Origin of the sequence: Mucilaginibacter gossypii (assembly GCF_900100945.1) — a bacterium.
Lineage (GTDB): Bacteria > Bacteroidota > Bacteroidia > Sphingobacteriales > Sphingobacteriaceae > Mucilaginibacter > Mucilaginibacter gossypii.
The window spans coordinates 87,433-112,189 of the sequence record NZ_FNCG01000004.1; the positions used below are offsets into that span (position 1 = coordinate 87,433).

Annotated in this window: 12 protein-coding genes; 11 read left to right on the top strand and 1 reads right to left on the bottom strand. The window is 44.3% G+C overall.

Translation table 11 applies throughout. The features are described from left to right. Positions 1 to 224: 224 nt before the first annotated feature. Both nagA and pyrH read left to right on the top strand, forming a co-directional pair. The gene (gene nagA / locus BLS28_RS09300) at positions 225 to 1,349 is read left to right on the top strand and encodes an N-acetylglucosamine-6-phosphate deacetylase (protein ID WP_091165210.1); all 1,125 of its coding nucleotides are present in this window, start codon (positions 225 to 227) and stop codon (positions 1,347 to 1,349) included. A gap of 125 nt (positions 1,350 to 1,474) precedes the next feature. Further along, a complete protein-coding gene (gene pyrH, locus BLS28_RS09305) occupies positions 1,475 to 2,179 on the top strand; it encodes a UMP kinase (protein ID WP_090529473.1) in 705 nt (234 codons plus the stop codon). 175 nt (positions 2,180 to 2,354) lie between these two features. Here the strand turns inward: pyrH and BLS28_RS09310 are convergent, their stop codons facing one another. Continuing rightward, on the bottom strand, positions 2,355 to 4,823 hold the full coding sequence (locus BLS28_RS09310) for a M1 family metallopeptidase (protein WP_091166912.1): 2,469 nt from the start codon (positions 4,821 to 4,823) through the stop codon (positions 2,355 to 2,357). 544 nt (positions 4,824 to 5,367) lie between these two features. On the opposite strand from BLS28_RS09310, the gene BLS28_RS09315 reads away from it, so the two are divergent. The 9 genes from BLS28_RS09315 (at position 5,368) to BLS28_RS09355 (ending at position 24,714) form a co-directional block, all read left to right on the top strand. Next, a complete protein-coding gene (locus BLS28_RS09315) occupies positions 5,368 to 8,142 on the top strand; it encodes an ABC transporter permease (RefSeq protein WP_256337382.1) in 2,775 nt (924 codons plus the stop codon). Positions 8,143 to 8,346: 204 nt separating this feature from the next. Next, positions 8,347 to 10,740 carry an ABC transporter permease gene (locus BLS28_RS09320; protein ID WP_218134393.1) on the top strand — a complete coding sequence of 798 codons (2,394 nt, stop codon included), beginning with the start codon at positions 8,347 to 8,349 and terminating at the stop codon, positions 10,738 to 10,740. 253 nt (positions 10,741 to 10,993) lie between these two features. After that, positions 10,994 to 13,354 (top strand): ABC transporter permease, encoded by a 2,361-nt coding sequence (locus BLS28_RS09325; protein ID WP_091165218.1) that lies wholly within the window; start codon positions 10,994 to 10,996, stop codon positions 13,352 to 13,354. Between the two features lie 90 nt (positions 13,355 to 13,444). Further along, complete coding sequence (locus BLS28_RS09330; protein WP_091165220.1) at positions 13,445 to 15,838, top strand: ABC transporter permease; 2,394 nt, start codon at positions 13,445 to 13,447, stop codon at positions 15,836 to 15,838. 333 nt (positions 15,839 to 16,171) lie between these two features. Next, complete coding sequence (gene secA, locus BLS28_RS09335; protein WP_091165222.1) at positions 16,172 to 19,483, top strand: preprotein translocase subunit SecA; 3,312 nt, start codon at positions 16,172 to 16,174, stop codon at positions 19,481 to 19,483. Positions 19,484 to 19,746: 263 nt separating this feature from the next. Beyond that, on the top strand, positions 19,747 to 20,211 hold the full coding sequence (locus BLS28_RS09340) for an SPOR domain-containing protein (RefSeq protein ID WP_091165225.1): 465 nt from the start codon (positions 19,747 to 19,749) through the stop codon (positions 20,209 to 20,211). Beyond that, a complete protein-coding gene (locus BLS28_RS09345; RefSeq protein WP_090529452.1) occupies positions 20,204 to 21,394 on the top strand; it encodes a M20 metallopeptidase family protein in 1,191 nt (396 codons plus the stop codon). Before BLS28_RS09340 ends, BLS28_RS09345 begins: the two co-directional genes overlap by 8 nt. A 109-nt stretch (positions 21,395 to 21,503) precedes the next feature. After that, a complete protein-coding gene (locus tag BLS28_RS09350) occupies positions 21,504 to 22,430 on the top strand; it encodes a hypothetical protein (RefSeq protein WP_091166919.1) in 927 nt (308 codons plus the stop codon). A gap of 382 nt (positions 22,431 to 22,812) precedes the next feature. Further along, entirely contained in the window at positions 22,813 to 24,714 is a 1,902-nt protein-coding gene (locus BLS28_RS09355; protein ID WP_218134394.1) for a T9SS type B sorting domain-containing protein, read from the top strand. Positions 24,715 to 24,757: the final 43 nt, after the last annotated feature.

Consider the following 24,757-nt stretch of genomic DNA (forward strand, 5'->3'; position numbering starts at 1 on the left):
TCATATTATCCCCCGATGAAAATCGGGGGATTTTTTTTGCGATATTGTTTCGTTATCGAAACAACTGTTTGCTTCCCCTCTTGAGAGGGGGCGCGACGGGAAAGCGCGTTTGCAGGGGTGCGTTTGTACAAGCGGACAGACACACCCCTCCACCCCTCTCAAGAGGGGAATTGCACACCCCCTCGCTTTAAAATGTATTGGTTTAAAAGTTATATTGATCAATCATGTCTATCCTCGCCCTCCACAACCTCAAACTCATCTCCACCGGCACTATTGCCGAGGGCAAAGCCGTTTTAATTTCAAACGGTACCATTACCGATGTAATTGATGAAAGCGCTATCCCAGCGGATGCGGTAAAGAAAAACCTGAACGGCGCATACCTTGCCCCGGGATTTATCGATCTGCAGATCTACGGGAGCGGCGGTAAGCTTTTTGCCGGTACACCTACCGTTGAGGCGCTTGAACAATTGGAGAATGACCTGCTGAACCAGGGAACTATAGGCGTGTTTGCCACTATCGGCACCAACACCAATGATATTGTGGAAACTGGTATTGAAGCGGCTAAGATCTATAGCCAAAAAAGCAGGGGGGCTTTCTGGGGATTGCACTTGGAAGGGCCTTATTTAAACCCTGCAAAAAAGGGCGCTCACCCTGAAAAGTTTATCAAGAAAGCCACCCTTGCTGAGGTTAAAACCTGGCTCGAAAAGGCCGATGGTGTTATCAAGATGATCACCATTGCGCCCGAACTGCAGGATCAGGAGGTAATTAATTATTTATATGAGCAGGGTGTCATCATATCATCCGGCCATAGTAATGCTACTTATGCCGAAGGCAAATCATTTTTAAAGAAACCGGTGCAGGCAGTAACCCACCTGTTTAATGCTATGCCATCCATGCACCATCGTGAGCCCGGTTATATCCCTGCAATTTTTGAGGAAAGGCCATATACCAGTATTGTAGCAGATGGTATCCACGTTGATTTTGCTATGATCCGCCTCGCCAAACGTGAGCTTGGCGACAAGCTTTTCCTGATCACTGATGCTGTTACTTCAACCAAAGAAGGAGCTTATCAACATGAACTAAGGGGTGACAGGTATACCATGCCCGATGGTACTTTATCAGGTTCAAACCTTACCATGCTTAAAGCAGTTGAAAATTGCGTTAAATTGGCCGGTATTGACCTGGCTGAGGCCGTAAATATGGCTTCATTATATCCCGCCGAGCTAGCATCGCAAACAAAAAAGGGTAAAATAGAGAAGGGCTTTGATGCTGATCTCGTTATTTTTAATGCTGATTTTGAAGTGCTTGGGACTATACTAAAGGGTGATTTTTTAACAAAGACAACATAAAATTTTAACACTGAAATTTATTCGCTATTTTTGGCGAACTACTCTCGTATGAACAGAGCTTTATCAATTCTTGATATAAACAAAAGCAGGTTTCATCTTTTTCTATTATTAGCAAATCACACCAAATGAAATACAAAAGAATATTACTGAAACTTTCGGGCGAATCGCTGATGGGCGCAAGGCAATATGGTATTGATAACAACCAGGTTTTGCAGTATGCTCATGACATTAAAAACGTTTATGATGCCGGTATCGAGATTGCGGTAGTTGTTGGAGGCGGTAATATTTTCAGGGGATTAAGTGCTGAAAAATCGGGTATGGAACGTGCGCAGGCCGATTATATGGGTATGCTTGCAACGGTGATTAACTGTATGGCGCTGCAAAATGCTTTAGAAAGCATTGGTGTGGAAACCCGCCTGCAATCGGCCATTAAAATGGAACAGATCTGTGAGCCGTACATCCGTCGTCGTGCTATGCACCACCTGGAAATGGGCAAGATCGTGATCTTCGGAGCCGGTACAGGTAATCCTTACTTTACTACTGATACTGCCGCTTCATTACGCGCTATTGAAATTAAAGCTGATGTGGTATTGAAAGGTACCCGCGTTGACGGCATCTACACTGCCGACCCGGAAAAAGACCCAAGTGCAACCCGTTACGACGAGATCACCTTCCAGGAAGTATATGATAAAGGCCTGAATGTAATGGATATGACCGCCATAACCCTTTGCCAGGAAAATAAGCTGCCTATCATTGTATTTGATATGAACAAGGAAGGTAACTTTATGAAAATTGCCAAAGGCGAAGATATTGGTACACTGGTAAAATAAAGAGCGAAAAGCCGAAGGCTCAAAGCTTAAGGCCGAACGCAAAAGCTGAAAGCTAAATAATGCCAACAGTCAAAAAGCTTTTGGCTTTAGGCCTTAAGCTCAATCACATCGCTTTAAACTAAAAATAAAAGGACGCCCGATAAAAGGCGTCCTTTTATTTTTAGATGCTTATATATTATTTAGCATCATTCACAGCCTTGATAGCATCGTCAGCAGCTTTTGCCGATGCATCGTCTTTCATAGTAGTACGCGAGGTTTTGATACCTTCCAGTTGGGTTACTATAAATGGTGCTGCTCCGTAAACCTTAAATTTAATGCCGGCGTTTTTAAGCTCTTCAATACCTTGTTGAGCGTACTCAGGCTTATTCACTTTGGCCGTCATGTCAGCAAAGTTTTTAAGGGAATTGAACTTTTCCTGAATCCCTGCCTCGGTAAACGCATGGTAAACAAATGGCCATTCAGCATCATTACCATTAGTTGTATATAAAGTCATGATAGCGGCAGTTAACGCGCCTTTGTTGTCTTTTTCAAGGCCTTTGGCTAAGCTTAATGCCTTGGCCGGGTCAAGTTGTGCTATGGCGTTTAAGGCAGCGCCCTGTACAGCGTATGATTCGCTCGATATGGATTGGGTAAACAAAGCCATGTTACCGCTCGCTTTCAATTTGCCTAATGCAGTTATAGCAGCTGCTTTTACAAGCGTGTTATTATCGGTTTGAGCTAATGAGATTAATATTGGCTGGGCTGCATTACGCACGTCATCTTTGGTGAGATTTAATGCCCTGATGGTTTTAATGCGGAGGCCATAATACTTATCCTTTAAAGCCGCGATTAGGATTTTTTGTGCTTGCGGACGGGTTTGATCTGATGCAGCAGCTTCTATAGCCTCGTAACGGTCGAGGTAATTAGGGGCGTTGAAATACTGGAATGAAAACTCGTCAATTGTTTTATTGTCAGTTTTCTTGGTTAACAGGATTTTATCGGCATCAACATTCACCAAATCAGGTTTGCCGGTCAGTTGGTAGCTGATAGAATCTACCTTGTCATTCATCCACTCTTTGTGGCGCACTTTTTTACCGCCCTGGTAAATATCAATAGCCATTGGCAGTTTAAAGGTTTGGCCATCCTGGGTTTGTTTCAGGTAAGCGGTTTCGGTTTTAGTTGCCTCGTCCCATTTGTAGCTGATGTTCAGTATCGGGTGACCGGCGCCATAATACCATTGGTTAAAATACCAGTTAAGGTCCTGGCCGCTGGCTTCCTCAAATGCTAAACGTAATTGCTGGGCTTCACCGTTTTTGAAGGCGTTAGTTTTAAGGTAGATATTAAGGCCTTTATAAAAGGCGGCATCGCCTAAATAATTGCGGAGCATGTTCAGGATGCGGCCACCTTTTTGGTAGGTTACAGCGTCAAAAACGTCCTCTTTATCGGCATAGTAAAAACGCACCAGGTTTTTGGTGCTGGCCCCCTGCGAACGGAGATAGCTTTGCATATCTGCATAGTTATGGGCATCGGCTTCATCCTTGCCGTATTTATGCTCGGCCCAAATGGTTTCGCTGAAGTTGGCAAACGATTCGTTTACGGTAAGGTTGCTCCAGCTTTCGGCGGTAACATAATCGCCAAACCATTGATGAAACAGCTCGTGCACAATAGTGCTGCGGCCATTGCTAAAGTTGGCATCTATCAGCTCACGGGGGGTAGCCTGTACATATTCGCCGTGAAGGGTAGCCGAAGTATTTTCCATGGCGCCGCTCACGTAATCACGAACTACGATTTGGGAGTATTTAACCCATGGAAAATCAACACCCAGGGTTTTTGAATAAAAGTCGATAGCTTCCGGGGTAAAGCCGAAGATCTCTTTGGCGTAAGGGGCGTATTTAGGCTCAAGGTAATAGCTTACCTCTTTATCTTTCCACTTGTCTTTATAGATCTTGAAATCGCCAACGGCCATCATAAACAAATATGGTGAGTGTGGAAGCTCCTGTTTCCAGGTATCGGTACGGGTACCGTCGGCATTTGTTTTTTGAGCAGTCAGTTTACCGTTTGATAGGGTTACGTACTTTGCAGGCACAGTCATCGTGATCTCTTCGGTAGTTTTTTGGCTTGGCTTATCAATGGTAGGGAACCAGGCCGATGAACTTTCGGTTTCACCCTGGGTCCAGATCTGGGTTGGCTTATCTTTTTCCGTGCCGTCGGGATTGATGAAATATAAGCCTTTGGCATCGTTAATAGCTGCGCTGCCTTTAGCTTTCAGCTCATTGGGCTTGGCAGTATAATCAATGTAAATGGTATAGCTTTCGTTGTTGCGGTAAACCTTGTCCAGTTTAATGGCTACCGAAAGGCTATCCTGGTAAGTAAATTTAAGCGGGACGTTTTTGCCATTTTTTACCACCGAGATGTTTTTAAGGTCCATGCCTTTAGCGTCGAGCCTTAAGCTGTCGGTTGGATAAAAGTGAGGTTTCAAAGTAACCCATTCTTTGCCATACAGGTAACGTTTTTTGTAATCGAAACGAACATCAAGTTTGGTGTGGATGAGATCGTTGATTTTAGTTGGTACGGCCCGGTAAATTTTTAGTGCCGGGTTTTCCGGTGGAGGAGTTTGCTGCCCGTAAGCAGTTGCCATAGCTGTGGTAAGCACACACGACAGCATGAGTTTTGTAATTAATTTGCGATCAGTCATATATGGTACAAAAAGTTTGCTTTTTACAAGCTGTTAAGGATAGTAAATTTTCAAATATACACCCCGCCAGCCAAAATGTTTTGTGCGTAAATCACCTATGACGCGCCGGACGGGATTATGTTACGGGGAGTGACTGATTTTTGAAAGGAAGGCACAAGTAAGCCCGGCCCTGGTCTCCGCACAACACTTACTACAGCTGAGGGCGGAAGGGGTTAATAGGGTTAACATAAATTGGAATTTTGTTAAATAAATTACTGTATTTCAAGTTGTTAAAAAAAACAGGGGTTACGCCAATGATTGGTTAAAGACGTTCTGTTTGCAGCTGGTGTTATCATACTTGTTCAGGAAGGAAATGACTCTGCTTAAAACCGAACACCAGATGTACGCTATCGTACAGTAATAACGACGATTTTTATCTAAATTATTGATTTTAAGATATTTATATAAATGGCATGGCTTTTATCTATCCAAACAGTAGTGTACTGCCTATCAATAAACTGACAACCTGTGAGATATGAACTTAGATGACGACGTTTGGAACCTGGCTTCAAAGAAGTTGGCCAATGAAGCTTCGGAAAGGGAGTTGGCTGAGCTAAACGCTTTGCTGGCCGAAAATCCTCAATTGCATAGTCAGCTAAAGCTCATGTCGAAATGGTGGGATGATGGAGAAGAAAAGCCGGCAGACAATGGTTCGGCTTTGTTCAGTAAAATCCAGGCAAAAATTAAAGATATTGAAGGTGTAAAGGCACCGGAACTTGCAGCGGTGCGCCCGGTTAAGCAAGTGAAAGTACTACAGCGTAATTATAAGACTGAAAAGCTACAACAGCATACGCCATTTTTAAACAGCATAGCCATGATCAAAAATTACCTGAAGGTTGCCTTAAGACAGTTGCGCAAGCAAAAAATGTATACTGCTATTAAAATTGGTGGCTTTGCGTTTAGTATTGCGGCCTGTTTGCTAATTGCCCTCTACATTCGCGATGAGTTGAGTTTTGATAAAAGTTACCCTAATGCCGCCAATATTTATCGCTTGCTTGGGCACTACCACGATGGTTCGGTAGATGAAAAAGGTGTTGATTGGCCTTCGGTGATGGCTAAGGTGATCAAACAGGACTATCCGGAAGTAGAGAAATCAGGGCGTTTAATGCCAAACTCGCTGTTTTGGGGAGCCGGCGCAAATGAGTTAAAGCGTGCCGACCAGGCTGATAATACCCACGAAGAAGGGTTTGCCTATGCCGACCAGGGGCTAATAGATATTTTAAACCTGCCCATGGTTTACGGCGACCCAAAACATGCCTTAAGCGAGCCGTTGAGTATGGTGATCTCAAAAAGCAAGGCCGATAAATACTTCCCCGGTCAAAACCCGGTAGGTAAGGTAATGTACCTAAACAATAACAAAACCAAACCTTTTAAAATAGCCGCGGTAATGCAGGATATCCCCAATAATTCGCATTTGCACGATTTTAAGTTTTTCATCACCCTTGCCGGTGTCGAATTCTGGAATGGCGAGCAGGCAACCTGGGATGCAAATAATTATCATATATATATGGCGCTGAAACCCGGCACCAACATAGCACAGTTTAATAAAAAGGTGAATGATGGGATCCTGAAAAATTATTACATCCCCAGCATGACACGTAACGGCGATAAACGGGCCAGCAGGGTAATGAGTTTGTTTAACTTGATGGTACAGAATGTAAAGGATATCAATCTGCGTTCGTATGATGTTCACGATGGTATGTCGCACGGGGATATCCGCTTTGTGTGGTTATTTGGTGCGGTAGCAGGTTTCATCCTGGTTATTGCCTGTATTAATTTTGTTAATCTATCCACAGCCAAATCGGCTAACAGGGCCAAAGAGGTTGGGTTACGTAAAGTAGTTGGCTCGCAGCGAAGTGGTTTGATCAGGCAGTTTTTGTCCGAATCATTATTGTATAGCTTTTTCTCGTTTGTATTAGGGCTGATATTAGCCTGGGCATTACTGCCGTATTTTAATACGCTGGCATCTAAATCGCTTGTTATGCCATGGGCGGTTTGGTGGTTAGTGCCGGTAGTGTTGGCAGCGGCATTCTTAATTGGCATTGTGGCGGGCATTTACCCGGCCTTTTACCTCTCGGGCTTTAAACCAGCCGAAGTGCTTAAAGGTAATTTAAGTGCCGGAAGTAAAAGTTCGGTATTGCGTAATGTGCTGGTGGTTTTCCAGTTTGCCACATCTATTATTCTCATCATCAGTACGGTAGTTATTTATAACCAGATGCAATACCTGCTTAACAAAAAAGTAGGTTTTGAGAAAGACCAGGTGGTGATGATACAGGGTACCAACACGCTTGATAACCAGGTGAAGCCATTTAAAAGCGAATTGTTGAAGCTATCCACAGTTAAAAGTGCATCTATCAGCGATTTTTTACCGGTTTCGGGCACTAAGCGTAATGGCAACCAATTTTTTATTGAGGGAAGAGAAAAGATTGATCCTACTGTAGGTGGCCAGTTTTGGGATGTGGATCATGATTATCTCAAAACACTGGGCATTAAACTGGTGGCTGGCCGCGACTTTATTCCCGATATGAAAGCCGACTCGCAGGCGGTGATCATTAACCAAATGATGGCCAACAAACTCGGACTTAAAAATCCGATAGGGAAAAAGATAGTTAACTATGGCCCGGGTAAAACAATTATCGGCGTGGTGCAGGATTTTAATTTTAACTCGATGCGCGATGGTATTGAGCCATTGGTGATGCACTTAAGCTCAAGCGAATCGATAGTATCGGTAAAAATAAAAGCCGGTGATGTAAAAAAAGCGCTCGACCAAATCACTGCGACCTGGAAACAGTTTGCACCCAACCAGCCCATCCGCTATACTTTTATGGACGAACGCTTTGCCAGTATGTATGCCGATGTGCAACGGATGGGGCGTATTTTCACAAGTTTCGCGGTATTGGCCATTATTATAGCCTGTCTTGGCCTGTTTGCTTTAGCCGCCTTTATGGCCGAGCAGCGCAGCAAGGAAATAGGGATTCGCAAGGTACTGGGCGCAACCGTTGGTAATATCACCACTATGCTATCTGTGAATTTTGTAAAGCTGGTGTTTGTTGCCATCGTGGTTGCAACACCGATAGCCTATTATGCAATGACCCAATGGCTGCAGGATTTTACCTATCGCGTACAGCTTAGCTGGTGGATGTTTGCCCTTGCAGGTGTGGTAGCAATTATGATAGCACTGGTTACAGTAAGCTATCAAAGCATTAAAGCCGCGTTGATGAACCCGGTAAAGAGTTTGAAAGCGGAGTAGTTTTGATTTCGGATTTCGGATGTTCGATTTCGGAATTAAGAAAATAATAATTCATGTCATTGCGAGGCACGAAGCAATCGCATGCTATACAGAGCTGCTCTGCTTCCGTGCGATTGCCACGCTATCGCTCGCAATGACATATTTGAATGAACCATTGAATCAACTAAAATGTTAAAAAGTTATTTAAAAACGGCATGGCGGTTTTTGTTGAAAAACAAAACCTTTAGTTTAATTAATATAGTAGGGCTGGCTACGGGTACACTTTGCTGCCTTTACATTTTGCTGTATGTGCAGGATCAGTACAGTTACGATAAACAACATAAAGATGTTAAGGATATTTATCGTATCATCACTACGCTCGAGCTAACCGGCGATAAACATGACGGCGCTGCAAGTTCGCCGCCTATTGCGCCGGCTATGAAAAACGATTTCGGTGAAGTTTTGCAGTTTACCCGGTTAGTTACTACTGAGGGTTTTGGCGCCAAGCAGCACCTGTTACGCTACAAAGAAAAATCATTTTATCAGCAGGATGCTGCTTATGTGGATTCTACCTTTTTTGATGTGTTTAACTTTCATTTTGTTAGCGGCAACGTTAATAAAGTGCTGGCTGAGCCTTACAGCCTTGTATTAATGAAGCCGGTAGCTGATAAGCTTTTCGGCAGCGAGAATCCCATAGGGAAAATGATCTCTATCGATAATTCATTCGGCAAACATGATTTTAAGGTTATGGGGGTGATAGACGAAAGCGCCGGACAGTCGCACATTAAAGTAAGCATGTTTATGGCCATGAACAGTGGTGGCCTTGGGCAGTACGTACGGCAAAATACTGCATGGGCCGGTAATAACTTTTTATACGCTTATGTAAAGTTACGCCCCAATGCCAGTGCTGCTGCTCTTGAGAAAAAGCTTCCGGACTTTTTGAATAAATATGGCGCCGACCAATTGAAGGCTATCGGCATGAAAAAGTCGCTGCACCTGCAGCCGGTAACTACCATTCATACAACGCCGGGGCATGAGCATGAGCTAACCAAAACGCTTGATCCTGCATTCCTGTACATCATGATATTGGTGGCTGTACTGATACAGGTAGTGGCCTGTATCAACTTCATGAACCTTTCAACAGCGCGTGCATCAAAACGCGCCAAAGAGGTTGGTGTACGCAAAGTAATAGGCGCCGGCCAGGGTGATTTGATGAAACAGTTTTTAGGCGAATCATTTATGCTAACGCTCATTGGTGTGGCAATAGCCTTACCAATGCTTATAATTCTGCTGCCTTATTTAAACCAGGTAACGCATACAGATATTCATTTATCGTTTTTTAGCAATTATAAGCTTTGGCTAATGCTGGTGTGTATAGTTGTGGTTACCGGTTTTGTGGCAGGGAGCTATCCGGCTTTTTATTTATCGGCGTTCAGGGCTATTAAGGTAATCAAAGGGAATTTTACCAGTCATATTTCGGCAGCAGGGATCCGTAAATCATTGGTAGTGTTTCAGTTTGTGCTGTCTATAGTACTTATAACAGGTATTATCGTGATTTACAGTCAGCTCAATTTCGTAAAGAATAAAGACCTTGGCTTCGACCAAAATCAAAAGCTCATCTTTAATTTTTATACCGGTACTACTCAAGGCAAAATGAAAAATTTTGCAAATGATTTAAGGCAGATGGCCGAGGTTAAAACAGTAAGTAATGCCGATAATTACCTGAGCCAGTTTGTACCACATGATCATGGTGTTTATACCGCAGGCGGCAACATGACCACCGCAACGGATGCACAAAATATTAATACTGATGAGTTTTTTGCCAAAGCCAACGGCATCAAAATAATTGCAGGCAGAGATTTCCGTATTGGCGATACTACCCGTGTACTTATCAATGAAACCTTATGTAAAAGATTGGGAATTAGTCCGCAGGCTGCTCCCGGTACCAGGCTTTATACGCAATATGCGCCCGATCCGGTAAGCTTTGTTGAAGTGGCCGGTGTAATGAAGGATTTTAACTACAACTCCCTGCATATGGAAGTAAAACCGTTTATGCTGGTTTACCGTAATGATCCGCGGCAATTTAATGTGATGGTGGTATCAACAGATAGCAAAAACTATAAATCGTTACTGAGCAAAATGGAAGCGCTATGGCGCAAGGACATTGCTGATGCACCGTTTGAATATTCGTTTTTAGATACTGAGGTTCAAAAGCAATATGAAACCGAGGTTACGCTGTCGCAAATCATCAATTCATTTACATTGATGGCGATAGTGATCTCCTGCCTTGGTTTGTTTGGTTTGGCAGCTTTCAGCGCCGAACAGCGCAGCAAGGAAATTGGCGTACGTAAGGTGCTTGGTGCCAGTGTAACGGGTATTGTACAATTACTGTCGAAAGATTTTGTACAACTGGTGCTGGTAGCCCTCGTGATAGCTATACCAATAGCCTGGTGGGGCATGAGCAAATGGCTGCAGGCATTTGAATATCGGGTAACTATAAGCTGGTGGATGTTTGCCCTGGCCGGTGTGCTGGCTATGGTAATAGCTCTGTTAACGGTAAGCACACAAGCCATAAAAGCCGCGAGGATGAACCCGGTGAAGAGCTTGAAGGCGGAATAGAGTGGTTAGAGGTTGGAGATTAGAGGTTAGGAAGATTTCGGAATTCGGATGTTCGATTTCGGAATTAAAGAAATAATATAATCTATGTCATTGCGAGGAGCAGGCTGAGTAACGAATAGGCGCGACGCGGCAATCTCGTAACTAATGCATAAACGCCATGCAACGCGGTCGAGTTAAGCACGACGAGGTTGCTACGCTGCACTGCGCTGCAATGACATGATTGCAAATACCAATGAACCAATGAACTATAATCATGTTAAAGAATTACATCAAAATCGCGTTCCGTAATATTGTTAAAAACAAGGTGCATGCCTTTATTAACATTGCGGGTTTATCGGTGGGGATGGCAGTGGCCATGCTTATCGGTCTTTGGATCTGGGACGAGCTATCGTTTGATAAGTACCATAGCACCTACAACCGCATGGGGCAGATTATGGTTACACAAACGGCAAATGGCGAAACGCCTACTTTTCGATCTACCGTGGTGCCGCTGAGTGCCGAATTGCGTACTAAGTATGCCAGCGATTTTAAACACACCTCGCTTTTTTGGGGTGGGGCGCATATTCTTACAGTAGGTGATAAAAAGATATCACAAATTGGGGCCTGGGCCGAGGGTGATTTGCCGGCCATGCTTGCATTGAATATGGTAAGAGGCAGTTATACCGAGTTTAGGGATCCTTCATCAATAGTTATATCTCAATCAATTGCCAAAGCGCTGTTTGGCAATGCCGATCCGGTCAATAAAACTATCAAAGCTGATAATAAAACAAACTTAAAAGTTATCGGCGTATATGAAGACCTGCCACGCAATACTTCATTTTATGAAACAAAGTTCCTGATGCCTTTTTTTAATAAAAACAACTGGTGGGGCACGCAAACGGGAGCATGGGATAATCATGGCTGCTCATTGTTTGTTCAGCTGGCCGATAACGTGGATTTTGATAAAGTATCGGCTAAGATCAGGAACATTACCAAGCCACATTTCAAGATGAATGATGAAAGTATACAGGTGCACCCCATGAGCAAATGGCACCTGTACAGCGATTTTAAAAACAGCAAACCTGTTGGTGGACTTATTGAAATGGTTTGGCTGTTTGGTATTATTGGGGTATTTGTGTTGTTGCTGGCCTGTATCAATTTCATGAACCTGAGTACCGCCCGAAGTGAGAAACGTGCTAAGGAAGTGGGGATCAGAAAGTCTATCGGCTCCATGCGCTCACAGCTCATCAACCAGTTTTTGAGCGAATCGGTAATATTTGCCTGTTTGGCGCTGATAGTTACACTTGGTATAGTTTTGATTGCGCTGCCATCATTTAATCATATTGCTGATAAACAAATAGGTATGCCATTTGGCAATGTTTGGTTTTGGCTCCTGGCTTTGGGTTTTACTTTATTTACAGGCGTCATAGCAGGCAGTTATCCGGCATTTTACCTTTCATCATTTGAGCCGGTGAAGGTTTTAAAGGGCACTTTCAAGGTCGGCCGTTTTGCGTCTCTGCCGCGTAAGGTTTTGGTTGTTGTGCAGTTTACGGTATCCATAGCGCTGATTATAGGTACCATTGTCATATTCAGGCAAATCCAGTATGCTAAAGACAGGCCGGTCGGTTATTCGCGTGCGGGCTTACTTTCTTTCGAGATGAAGACTCCTGAAATTTACGGACATTATGAAACCATGCGTAACGACCTGATCCAAACCGGCGCGGTTGAGGATATGGCCGAATCAAACAGTACCACCACAGAGATTTGGGCAAATAACGGAGGCTTCGATTGGGAGGGCAAGCCCGCAGGCTTCGATCCAACTTTTGGTACCGTTGCTACAACCTATGATTTTGGGCATACCGTAGGCTGGAAAATTATCCAGGGCCGCGATTTTTCAAGAAACTTCCCAACGGATACCGGTGCCTTTATCCTCAACGAATCGGCAGTGAAAATGAGTGGTATTAAAAACCCGGTGGGCAAAGTGATCAGGTGGAACAAACAGGATCATGTTGTTACGGGCGTGGTGAAGGATATGGTGATGGAATCGCCTTACAAAAAAACTGTAGCTACGGTATTTATGATGTTACCGGGCTGGGTTAATTTCATAACGCTGAGGGTTAAACCAACCATGCCCATGCAGGAAGCCTTAAAAAAGATAGAACCGGTGTTCAAAAAATATAACCCCGGCAGCCCGTTTGATTTTAAATTTAATGATGACGAATACGCGAGCAAGTTTTCGGACGAACAGCGGATCGGCAACCTCGCTACCATATTTGCGGTGCTGGCTATATTTATATCGTGCCTTGGCTTATTCGGCCTGGCTTCATTTGTTGCCGAACAACGTATCAAGGAAATTGGCGTACGCAAGGTGCTCGGAGCGTCGGTAGTCAACCTGTGGCGATTGCTTTCGACAGAATTTGTAGTATTGGTTACTATTTCGCTGTTTATAGCGATACCTGCTGCTTATTATTACATGAACAACTGGCTGCACAGGTACGAGTATAGATCAGCCATAACCTGGTGGATCTTTGCTGCATCAGGAGTTGGCGCTGTTTTAATCACTTTGCTAACGGTAAGCTATCATGCCATAAAAGCGGCGCTGGCAAACCCGGTTAAGAATTTGAGGAGTGAATAAAACCTCACCCAACCCTCTCCAAAGGAGAGGGCTAATAAATTATTAATTAAATTAAAGATCCCTCCCCTTTGGGGAGGTTAGGAGGGGTAAATGTTTAAAAACTATTTAACCGTTGCGTGGCGAAACCTTGTTAAGAACAAGGCACATACGCTTATCAATATTACAGGCCTGTCGGTAGGTATGGCGGTAGCGATGCTTATTGGCCTGTGGATCTGGGACGAGTTATCGTACAATAAAAACTTCGATAATTACGACCGGATAGTTCAGGTATGGCAAAATCAAACATTCAATGGAGTAACGGGCTCGCAAACGGCTATGCCTATACCTCTGGGTTATAAGTTGCGGAACGACTATAAGCACGATTTTAAATACGTGGTGCTTTCGTCCTGGAATTATGGGCACATCATGGCCTATGGAGAAAAAAAGCTGACTAAGGAGGGAAGCTACATGCAGGCCGAAGCGCCTGATCTGCTTACTTTAAAAATGCTGAAGGGCACACGTGACGGTTTGAAAGATCCATCATCTGTTTTACTTTCGGCAACATTGGCCAAGGCTTTGTTTGGTGGTACCGATCCGATGCTTAAAACCATCAAAATTGATAATGTATGGAATGTTAAAGTGACCGGCGTTTATGAAGACATGCCGCATAATTCCGAGTTTCGCGAGCTGGGTTTCATAGCGCCATGGGATTTATATATAACTACCGCCGCATGGTTAAAACGGGCCGAAACACGTTGGGGCAATAACTCCTGGCAAATTTTTGCTCAGCTGAAGCCTGGTATCGACGCCAAAAAAGTATCGGCCGAGATCAAAGATCTTAAACTGCATGCGATTAAAGCGCAGGGAGACGACGTTGGCGCCAGCTTTAAACCGGTAGTTTTTCTGCATCCAATGAGTAAATGGCACCTTTACTCGAGCTTTAAAGATGGCTTTAATGTTGGCGGCGATATCAAATTTGTATGGATGTTTGGCATTATCGCCGTATTTGTGCTGATGTTGGCCTGTATCAATTTCATGAACCTGAGTACCGCCCGTAGTGAGAAAAGGGCCAAGGAAGTAGGGATCCGCAAAACGGTAGGCTCGTTAAGGAGCCAGCTGATCAGCCAGTTCTTTATCGAGTCGGTAATATTAGCGTTGTTCGCATTTTTAATTTCGGTTTTACTGGCGCAGCTTACGCTATCGTGGTTCAATGGCGTAGCCGATAAAACCATGCACATTCTTTGGGGCAACGCGGTTTTCTGGCTGCTGGGTTTAAGTTTCAGCATTATCACAGGGCTAATTGCCGGTAGTTACCCGGCATTTTATCTGTCGTCCTTTCAACCGGTTAAGGTTTTGAAGGGTACATTCAAGGCCGGCCGCTATGCAGCAGTGCCGCGTAAAATACTGGTGGTACTGCAGTTTGCTGTGTCGGTTACGCTAATCATCGGCACCATCATCGTGTTCAGGCAGGTGCAGTTCACCAAAAACAGGCCTATCGGTTATGAGCGTACGGGGTTGGTACAGATAGATATGCGTACCGATGAAATTCATAAACATTTTGAAGCCGTAAGGAACGATCTGCTTAAATCGGGGGCTATTATTGAAATTGCCGAGTCTGGTAGCCCGCTTACTGCTGTGTACTCCAATAACAGCGGCCTAAACTGGCGGGGAAAACCTGCCGGTTTACAGGATGACTTCGCCACGATAACCCTTAGTCCGGAGTTTGGCAAGGTTGCCCAGTGGAAGTTAATTGAAGGCCGCGATTTTGAACGCAATAATGCAGGCGATTCGTCAAGCATGATTGTAAACGAAACTGCCGCCCGTTTCATGAATTTTAAGCACGCTGTAGGTGAAACAATCGACTGGGGCAAAAAATTCAAGATCATAGGCGTGGTAAAGGATATGGTGATGTCGTCGCCATATGAGCCGGTTAAGTCATCGATATTTGTGCTGGATAATGATCCGGGCGGGCTTGTGGATATCCGTTTAAACCCCAAAATGAGCGCCCACGATGCTATTGCCAAAATTGAGTCAGTTTTTAAACAATATGCGCCCGGCAGCCCGTTCGAATATAAGTTTACCGACGAAGAGTATGCCCGTAAATTCACCAACGAAGAGCGCATAGGCAAACTCGCCGGGTTCTTTACCTTGCTGGCCATTTTTATCAGCTGCATGGGCTTGTTTGGTATGGCATCATTCATGGCCGAACAACGCACTAAGGAGATTGGTGTACGCAAAGTGCTGGGTGCTTCAATATTTAGCCTATGGCAATTAATGTCGAAGGAATTTGTGCTTCTGGTATCGGTATCATTATTGATAGCCATACCAACAGCTTATTACTTTATGCAGGGCTGGCTGCAGGATTATAAATACCGGGCCGATTTATCATGGTGGATATTTGGCCTCACCGCAATAGGAGCTATCGCCATAACGCTGCTCACCGTAAGTTATCAAAGTATAAAAGCAGCTTCAATGAACCCGGTAAAAAGTTTGAAAACGGAATAGAGTAGTATTGTTGGAGATCAGTTTTTACCCCGTTGTCGTGCCCTCACGACAACGGGGTGTGAGCTTCTGAACCTAAATTTATAGAATTTAATGAATTAACCGGATGCCAGGCAAATTCCGAAAATTCTTTAATTCGTTTAATTCGAGTTCAGACATTCTGAGCCAAGCAACAACAAATACAAACACCGTAATGTCAATCTTACATCCACGCATAACGGTTTAAAGCATTATCCTTTCGGCATTCGGCACAAAACCTTACATTTGCCTGTCAATTTGGCTCTAACGGCTGCTATGGCGCAATTGTTGAGCCGGGTTGTATCATAATAAAATAATATGTTAAATTTTATCAGTAAGCTTTTCGGAAGCAAATCAGAACGGGATGTAAAAAGTATACAGCCTATAGTTGAGAAAATTAAGGCTGAATATGCTAAGCTTGGCTCCCTGAGTAATGATGAGCTTAGGGCTAAGACCATATATTTTAAAGAAACCATTGCCGAAGGCCTTTCTGGTATCGACAGTGAAATACAAGCCATTAAAGATCGTACAGAAAACGAGCTTGATATGGATGTAGCCGAAAAAGTTGAGCTTTATACTCAGCTTGATAAGCTTGAAAAAGACCGTAATAAAGAGCTTGAAGATATATTGATGAATATATTGCCCGAGGCATTTGCTGTAGTTAAAGAAACAGCAAGCCGCCTGGCTGCCAATAGTTCATTAGAAGTTACCGCTACCGAGTTTGACCGCACGCTGGCTGCCCGCAAACCAAACGTTACTATTAAAGGCGATAAAGCTTTTCATAGCAGCACCTGGATAGCAGCCGGCAACGAGGTTACCTGGAACATGGTTCATTATGATGTACAGCTGATTGGCGGTACCGTACTGCACCAGGGTAAAATATCGGAAATGGCCACAGGTGAAGGTAAAACGCTGGTAGCCACGCTGCCTGCATATCTTAACGCTTTGGCCGGACAAGGTGTTCACATCGTAACGGTGAACGATTACCTGGCCCGACGAGATAGTGAGTGGATGGGCCCATTGTATGAGTTCCATGGGTTATCTGTTGATTGTATCGATAAGCATGAACCAAACTCTGAGCAGCGCCGTGCCGCTTATTTGGCCGATATTACTTTTGGTACCAACAACGAATTTGGTTTCGATTACCTGCGTGACAATATGACACGCAGCCCGGAAGAGCTGGTACAACGCAAATTGCATTATGCCATGGTGGATGAGGTTGACTCCGTTTTAATTGATGATGCCCGTACACCTTTAATTATATCAGGCCCTATCCCACGTGGCGATGAGCATGAGTTTTATGAGCTGAAACCACGCATCGAGCGTTTGGTTAATGCGCAAAAAAACTACGTTAACGGCGTATTGAACGAAGCTAAGAAAGCTATTAACGACGGTAATACCGATGTTGATGGTGGTGGCTTAGCTTTGTTACGTGCTTTCCGTGGTTTGCCAAAAAGCAAAGCATTAATCAAATTTTTGAGCGAAGGTGGTAACCGCACCATCCTGCAAAAAGTAGAAAATCACTACATGCAGGATCAGGGAAAAGAAATGCCAAAGGTTGACTCTGAATTATTCTTCGTTATTGATGAAAAGAACAACCAGGTTGAACTTTCTGAAAAAGGCATCGAGCTGATCACCGCATCCGGCGAAGATCCACATTTCTTTGTAATGCCTGACGTAGGTACCGAAATAGCTGAAATTGAAAAATCAGCCTTAAGCACCGAAGAAAAGATTGCCCGTAAAGACGAGTTGATGCGCGATTTCTCGATCAAATCTGAACGTATCCATTCGGTTAACCAGTTACTGAAAGCTTATACCCTTTTTGAAAAAGATACCGAATACATTCTTGACGAAGGCAAGGTAAAGATAGTTGACGAGCAAACCGGTCGTGTATTGGACGGCCGCCGTTACTCTGATGGCTTACACCAGGCTATTGAGGCTAAAGAAAACGTAAAAGTTGAGGATGCTACCCAAACTTTTGCAACCATTACCCTGCAAAACTACTTCAGGATGTACCATAAGCTTTGCGGCATGACTGGTACCGCTGTTACCGAAGCAGGCGAGTTTTGGGAGATCTACAAACTGGATGTGGTTGAAATACCAACCAACACCCCAATTACCCGTGATGACAAGCAAGACCTTGTTTACCGTACTGTACGTGAAAAATACAATGCGGTGGCCGAGGAAATTGTTAGTCTTACTCAGGCTGGTCGCCCGGTACTGGTTGGTACAACGTCGGTTGAGATCTCGGAGTTATTGAGCCGTATGCTTAAACTGCGCGGTATCAAACATAACGTACTGAATGCCAAAATGCACCAGAAAGAGGCCGATATTGTGGCCGAAGCTGGTAAGGCCGGCACTGTGACTATTGCTACCAACATGGCTGGTCGTGGTACGGATATTAAATTGGGCCCTGGCGTTAAAGAAGCCGGTGGTTTAGCCATTGTGGGTACCGAGCGTCACGAATCGCGCCGTGTTGACAGGCAGTTGCGCGGTCGTTCTGGGCGTCAGGGTGACCCGGGCTCATCACAGTTCTTTGTATCGTTAGAGGATAACCTGATGCGTTTATTCGGATCAGAGCGGATTTCAAGCCTGATGGTACGTATGGGTATTGAAGAAGGAGAAGTGATCCAACACTCCATGATCTCCAAATCAATTGAGCGTGCACAGAAAAAAGTGGAAGAAAACAACTTCGGCATTCGTAAACGTTTGCTGGAATATGACGACGTGATGAACTCACAGCGTACAGTGATCTACACCAAACGTAAAAACGCCCTGTTTGGTGAGCGTTTGGATGTTGACCTGAGCAACACCATTTTTGATGTGGTTGAGGACATTGTTACCGAATATAAAGAAAGTGCCAACTACGAAGGCTTTACCTTAGAAGTGATCCGTTTGTTCTCGGTTGATATTGAGCTTAGCGCTGACGAATTTACTGCAAAAACAATTCCGGCGTTAACTGATCTGACCTTCCAAACGGTAATGGATTTTTATAAACGTAAACAGGAAGCAGTTGCACAACAGGCTTACCCGGTTATTAAAGACGTTTATGAAACCCGCGGCCAGTATGTTGAAAACATTGTTGTTCCGTTCAGCGATGGTATTCACGGCATCCAGGTAGCTGTTCCGCTTAAAAAAGCGGTTGAAAACCATGGTCACGAGGTATTTAAATCTTTCGAGAAAAACGTTACCCTGTACCTGATCGACGATGCGTGGAAAGAGCACCTGCGCGAAATGGACGAGTTAAAACAATCGGTACAAAACGCGGTTTACGAACAAAAGGACCCACTGTTGGTTTACAAGTTTGAGGCCTTTGAATTATTCCGCGGCATGCTGGCCAATGTGAACAAGGAAATTGTAAGCTTCCTGTTCCGCGGTGGCATCCCGGTTCAGCAACAGGCCGAAGAGGTAAGGGAAGCGAGGCCCGAGCCGAAGCTTGACCTGCGCAAGATGAAAACAACCAAGGCCGAAGTGGTGAGCGAAAGCAACGGCGTGCCTATGGATGATTTTCCGCAGGAGCAGCAAAAGATCACCCCGGTAAGGGTTGAAAACAAAATTGGCCGTAATGACCCTTGCCCTTGCGGTAGCGGTAAAAAATACAAAAACTGCCACGGTGTAGGGCAGAATTAATATAAAGCTCGTGAAAACGGGCTATGATAATCATGTCATTGCGAGGTACGAAGCAATCCCAAACTATACAGGGCAAACTTTAATGGATGCTCTGCAAATCGGGGATTGCTTCGTACCTCGCAATGACGGTTAAAAAAAGGTGTCATGGGTAGCCTGTCGAAGCATGGTGGGAGTGCCTTTACTCGCGACCCTTCGACAGGCTCAGGGTGACAGGCCTTTATGCAAGTTTCATCCGCTATTAATGCCAAATAATAATTTATCATATGAAAAAAGCAGTATTTGATCATCAAGCTAAATCAGCCATTATCAGATACTGCTTTTTTGTTTTATTACTGCTTGCATCAACCCAAACCTTTGCCCAAACACGCGGCAAGGTTGAAGTGATCAAGGACCCGCTGGTTGACAGCCTGATAGCTAAAAGATTTACGCTGAACAGTACAGCGGGTACTGATGCCGCCGGTTATTCATCCTACGGCTACCGCGTACAGTTCTTCAGTGGCTCAAACCGCAAGGATGCCTACAACGCGCAAAACCGGTTGCAGCAGCAATACCCCGAACTGCGTACGTACATCAGTTACCGCGAGCCCAACTTTAAGGTAAAGGCAGGCGATTTCCGTACCCGGCTTGAAGCTGAAAAACTGGTACAGGAACTGCGCTCGTCGTTTTCGAGCATATTCATCATTTCCGAAAAAATAAATCTTCCTAAAACGGATCCTAATAATGATTAAAGAGCAAATACAGGAATTATCCGCAAAAATATTCAATGAGGTAGTGGCTAACCGCCGTCACCTGCATGCCAACCCGGAGCTTTCATTTCATGAATTGCAAACCTCGGTTTTTGTAGCCAACAAGCTTGAAGAGCTTGGCCTGGAATACCATAAGATGGCCGATACAGGTTTGGTAGCCCTCATTAAAGGCGAAAAACCATCTGACGCCGGCAATGTTGTTGCATTGCGTGCCGATATGGATGCGCTTCCGATATTGGAAGCCAATGATGTTCCGTATAAATCGCAAAACCCGGGTGTAATGCATGCCTGTGGCCACGATGCGCACACATCATCATTATTAGGTACAGCTAAAATATTAACCGAATTGAAAAGTCAGTTTGCAGGCACCGTTAAACTGATCTTTCAACCGGCCGAAGAGAAACTGCCCGGCGGTGCCAGCCTCATGATTAAAGAGGGCGTTTTGGAAAACCCAAAACCGGCTGCCGTATTGGGCCAGCATGTAATGCCTTTGATTGATGCCGGTAAAGTTGGTTTCCGTGCAGGTAAATATATGGCCTCAACTGATGAACTTTATGTTACTGTTAAAGGTAAAGGCGGTCACGGTGCTCAGCCGCAGCAGAATATCGATCCGGTTATCATTACCGCACATATATTAACCGCGCTACAGCAGGTGGTGAGCCGCTTTGCCGATCCTAAAAGCCCTTCGGTATTATCATTTGGTAAGGTAATAGCCAATGGGGCTACCAACGTGATCCCTAACGAGGTTTACCTGGAAGGTACTTTCCGCACCATGGATGAGAAATGGCGCGAGGAAGCTCACAAACGCATGAAAAAAATGGCCGAAGGTATTGCCGAAAGCATGGGCGGAAGCTGCGATTTCAATATCATGCGCGGTTATCCATTCCTGATTAACGAAGAAAAATTAACCCATGCCACCCGTGGCCATGCCGAAGCTTACCTGGGGAAAGAAAACGTGCTCGACCTGGACATCTGGATGGCTGCCGAAGATTTTGCTTATTACTCGCAGGCTGCCAGCAGCTGTTTTTACCGCCTTGGCACCCGTAACGAAGCCCGCGGAATAACTTCATCTGTGCACACACCTACTTTTGACGTGGAAGAAGATGCATTTAAAATAAGTACCGGTTTGATGGCTTATTTGGCGGTTAAACAACTCGGCAACTAAAAACCATGTCATTGCGAGGTACGAAGCAATCGCGAACTCTGCAGATCCGCTCTGTATTGCATGCGATTGCCGCGCTACGCTCGCAATGACATGCTGTAAAAAGCAATCAATGAAAAAACTACTCCTGATCCTTATCCTTACTACTGCCAGCCTGCTAACAAAAGCTCAGCAAATCAATCGCTTTAATCCGGATACTATCCGTACCATCGTTATCGATTCACTGGTTGATATCCGCTCACATAAACTCAACGCGCAGGATTTCATAGATGCCGTATTGGCCGATACAGGCTTTTATAAGGCCTTCCAGAATATGAAAGGCTTTGGCTTTACTGCCGAAAACCGAATTTTTACTTACGACAGCAAGAACCGGGTAAACGGGCGCATCTACCGTAAAATACTCCACAGCAACGCAGCCGGTAAACATAAAATAGAATACGTTGCTAAAAGGGACAGCGGTGACGTTTACAAAAAGAACGGCAAGTACCAGTTGTATACGGTTGAGATGTTCGATTTTATTTTCATGAATGCGTATAACTCTGATTTTACTAAAGGTGATGCCCTGCCGGGATCGGGAGGTAAAAATGAATCGTACAAAAGCAAACTCAAAACGCTGATCTTTACGCCGGGTCGCAAAGTAAGCGGAATCCCTTTCATCAGCAGCAAAACGGAAATTTTCTCTAATGATATGCGCCAATATTATTATTACGAATTTGCCCGTGGTAAATACCTCGACACCATCCCTGTTTATCGCTTTAAGGTGAGGTGCAAGCCGAGCACATCCGACAGCGATACCATGATTAAGGAAATGACCACCATTTTTGATGAGCGTACCTTTCAGATCCTTGGCCGGTATATCGATATGAAATTCAGCAACATGTTCTTTGATTTTAATGTGCAGATGAACATCGAGCTTAATAATTTCCAGGGCGAAACGCTACCTGCAAAAATTACCTACCAGGGTAATTGGAATATTCCTTTTCATAAGGAAGAGCGTGCGAGTTTCTTGATTGTACATAAGGATTATAAGAAAGAGTAGAAACTCTTAACCACCTGAAAGGGGCATTAAGAAAAAGCCCTTAGCCAGCGCTCAACCGGAGCCGGGCGTAGCAGCCTTTTTTGTGCTTGCAGACCCTAAGCATGACATCTGCAACACACAGAAATATGATTAGCTTGTTTTTCATATTAGCAGGCTTTTGTATACTAATAGTTAACTTTTGGGAGATAACGCCTGTTCACGATAAGTGGTTGTTTTGCAGTGAGTAATATATTCGTGGTTTAATTGCTTTTATACGCTGGGATAACCAAAAAAATATATTTTTGATGGTTCGATGTTTATATCCTTCAACCGGTTAATGCCTTTTAATTTCATTAAATTATTTCTGTTGATCTTGTTTGCTTTTACTTTTCCAAAGGTTAAAGTGAAAACGGCTGTTTGTAATGGCAGTTACGGCGACCCGGTAGTAAAACTTGATTTTGGATCGGGAGTTAGTCATACCGGTCCTCCACTGGCTACAGGTATTACAACCATGTTCTATGCTCCTGATTGCCCGGATGATAGGTATTATTCAATTGTAAGCAGTCAAACTTCGTGTCATGATACCTGGCATACTGTACTTCATGATCATACAGGAAATTCTGGTGGTTATATGATGCTCGTGAATGCATCGTACGAACCAAGTGTTTTTTTTACCGAAATGAAGGAGCTTAATCTTTGCGAAAACACAACCTACGAGTTTTCAGCTTATGTACTCAATCTCATGAAACTTTCATCAAGTGATGCCAGTACTAAACAGCCTGATTTATTATTTACCATAAAAAAGCCCGATGGCACAATCTTAACCCAGTACGATACCAATACCATACAGCCCACCGCAGATCCTCAGTGGAATAAATATAGTGTGCCATTTTCAACAGGGGCGGGCGTTACGCAAATTGTATTGGAAATCAGCAATAGTGGGCCGGGAGGTAATGGAAACGATTTGCTGCTTGATGATATTGAATTCAGGGCTTGCGGACCTAACATTAAAGTTGGATTTACAAATGTTGACAACACCGAACCGCAAAATGTCTGCAAGGAGCAGGTGCAAAACTATAAACTTATTGCAGATCTGAATAACGGCTATAGCAACCCTAAAGTACAATGGCAAAGCAGTACTGATGGTGGCGGTAGCTGGACTAACATTCCGGGTGCTACTGATCTTAGCTATGCTTTTCAATTTGCTGCGGATAAACCGGTAGGTACCTACCAATACAGGATGGCTGCAGCTGAAGGAGATAATATCAATTCGCCAACTTGCCGCGTTTACTCAGACGTGCGCACCATAACGGTTAATGCTTACCCGGCCAAACCTTCTATTACCGCACCGGCTGTATGCGAAGGGGATGTGCTTACACTTACTGCAAATGCGCCGGGAGCAATCAGGTATGAATGGACCGGGCCGGGCGTTACCGCTAATAATAAAGCTCAAAATCCTCTGGTAATTGACAATGCCACTGTTGCTGTTAATGGCGATTATCAGGTTACTGTGTTCTCGGCTGGTGATTGTCCTACTTTATCAGATAAAGTTACGGTAACTGTTAACTTAAAACCCGTTATACCTGTTCTCACCCCAGCTCCAATTTGTAAGGGCGACCTAATCATTCTCAATGAAACTACGCCCAACGCCAAAAGCTATAGCTGGTCGCCGGTTACAGGATTGTCTGATCCAACTGCGGCAAACCCTACTGCCATGCCGACCGAAACAACCACTTATACAGTAACAGTAACAAGCAATGGGGATTGTACTGCAACCCAAACAGTAACTGTAACAGTTATGCCCACTCCCGAAGCAAGTATAAGTCCGCAGAAAAAAATCTTTGAAGGGCAATCGGTAGTACTGGATGCCGAGGCAAAATATGCAGATACTTATTTATGGAGCCCCGCGGATGGACTCGACGATCCTACCAAATTGAACCCTGTTGCCAGCCCTTCCGATGATGTTACTTATACCCTGAAAGCCTCATCAGGTATTGGTTGCGGATATGTTAATGCCTCAATTTTTGTACGGGTTTATAAAAAGATCGTTATTCCATCAACGTTTTCGCCCAATGGAGATGGTTTAAATGATAACTGGGATATTGAGGCTTTATCAACCTATCCGCAATGTTCACTGAATGTTTTTAACCGAAACGGGCAAAAAGTATATGCCTCTACAGGTTATGATAAACCGTGGAGCGGCGGTTATAAAGGATATGCTTTACCACCCGGGACTTACTACTATGTGATTGATCTTAAAAGTGGGGCGCCGCTATTATCGGGCTGGGTGCTTATAGTGCGCTGATTATATAAAGCCAAAAGCAGATTGTGCAAAGCCTAAAACAAAA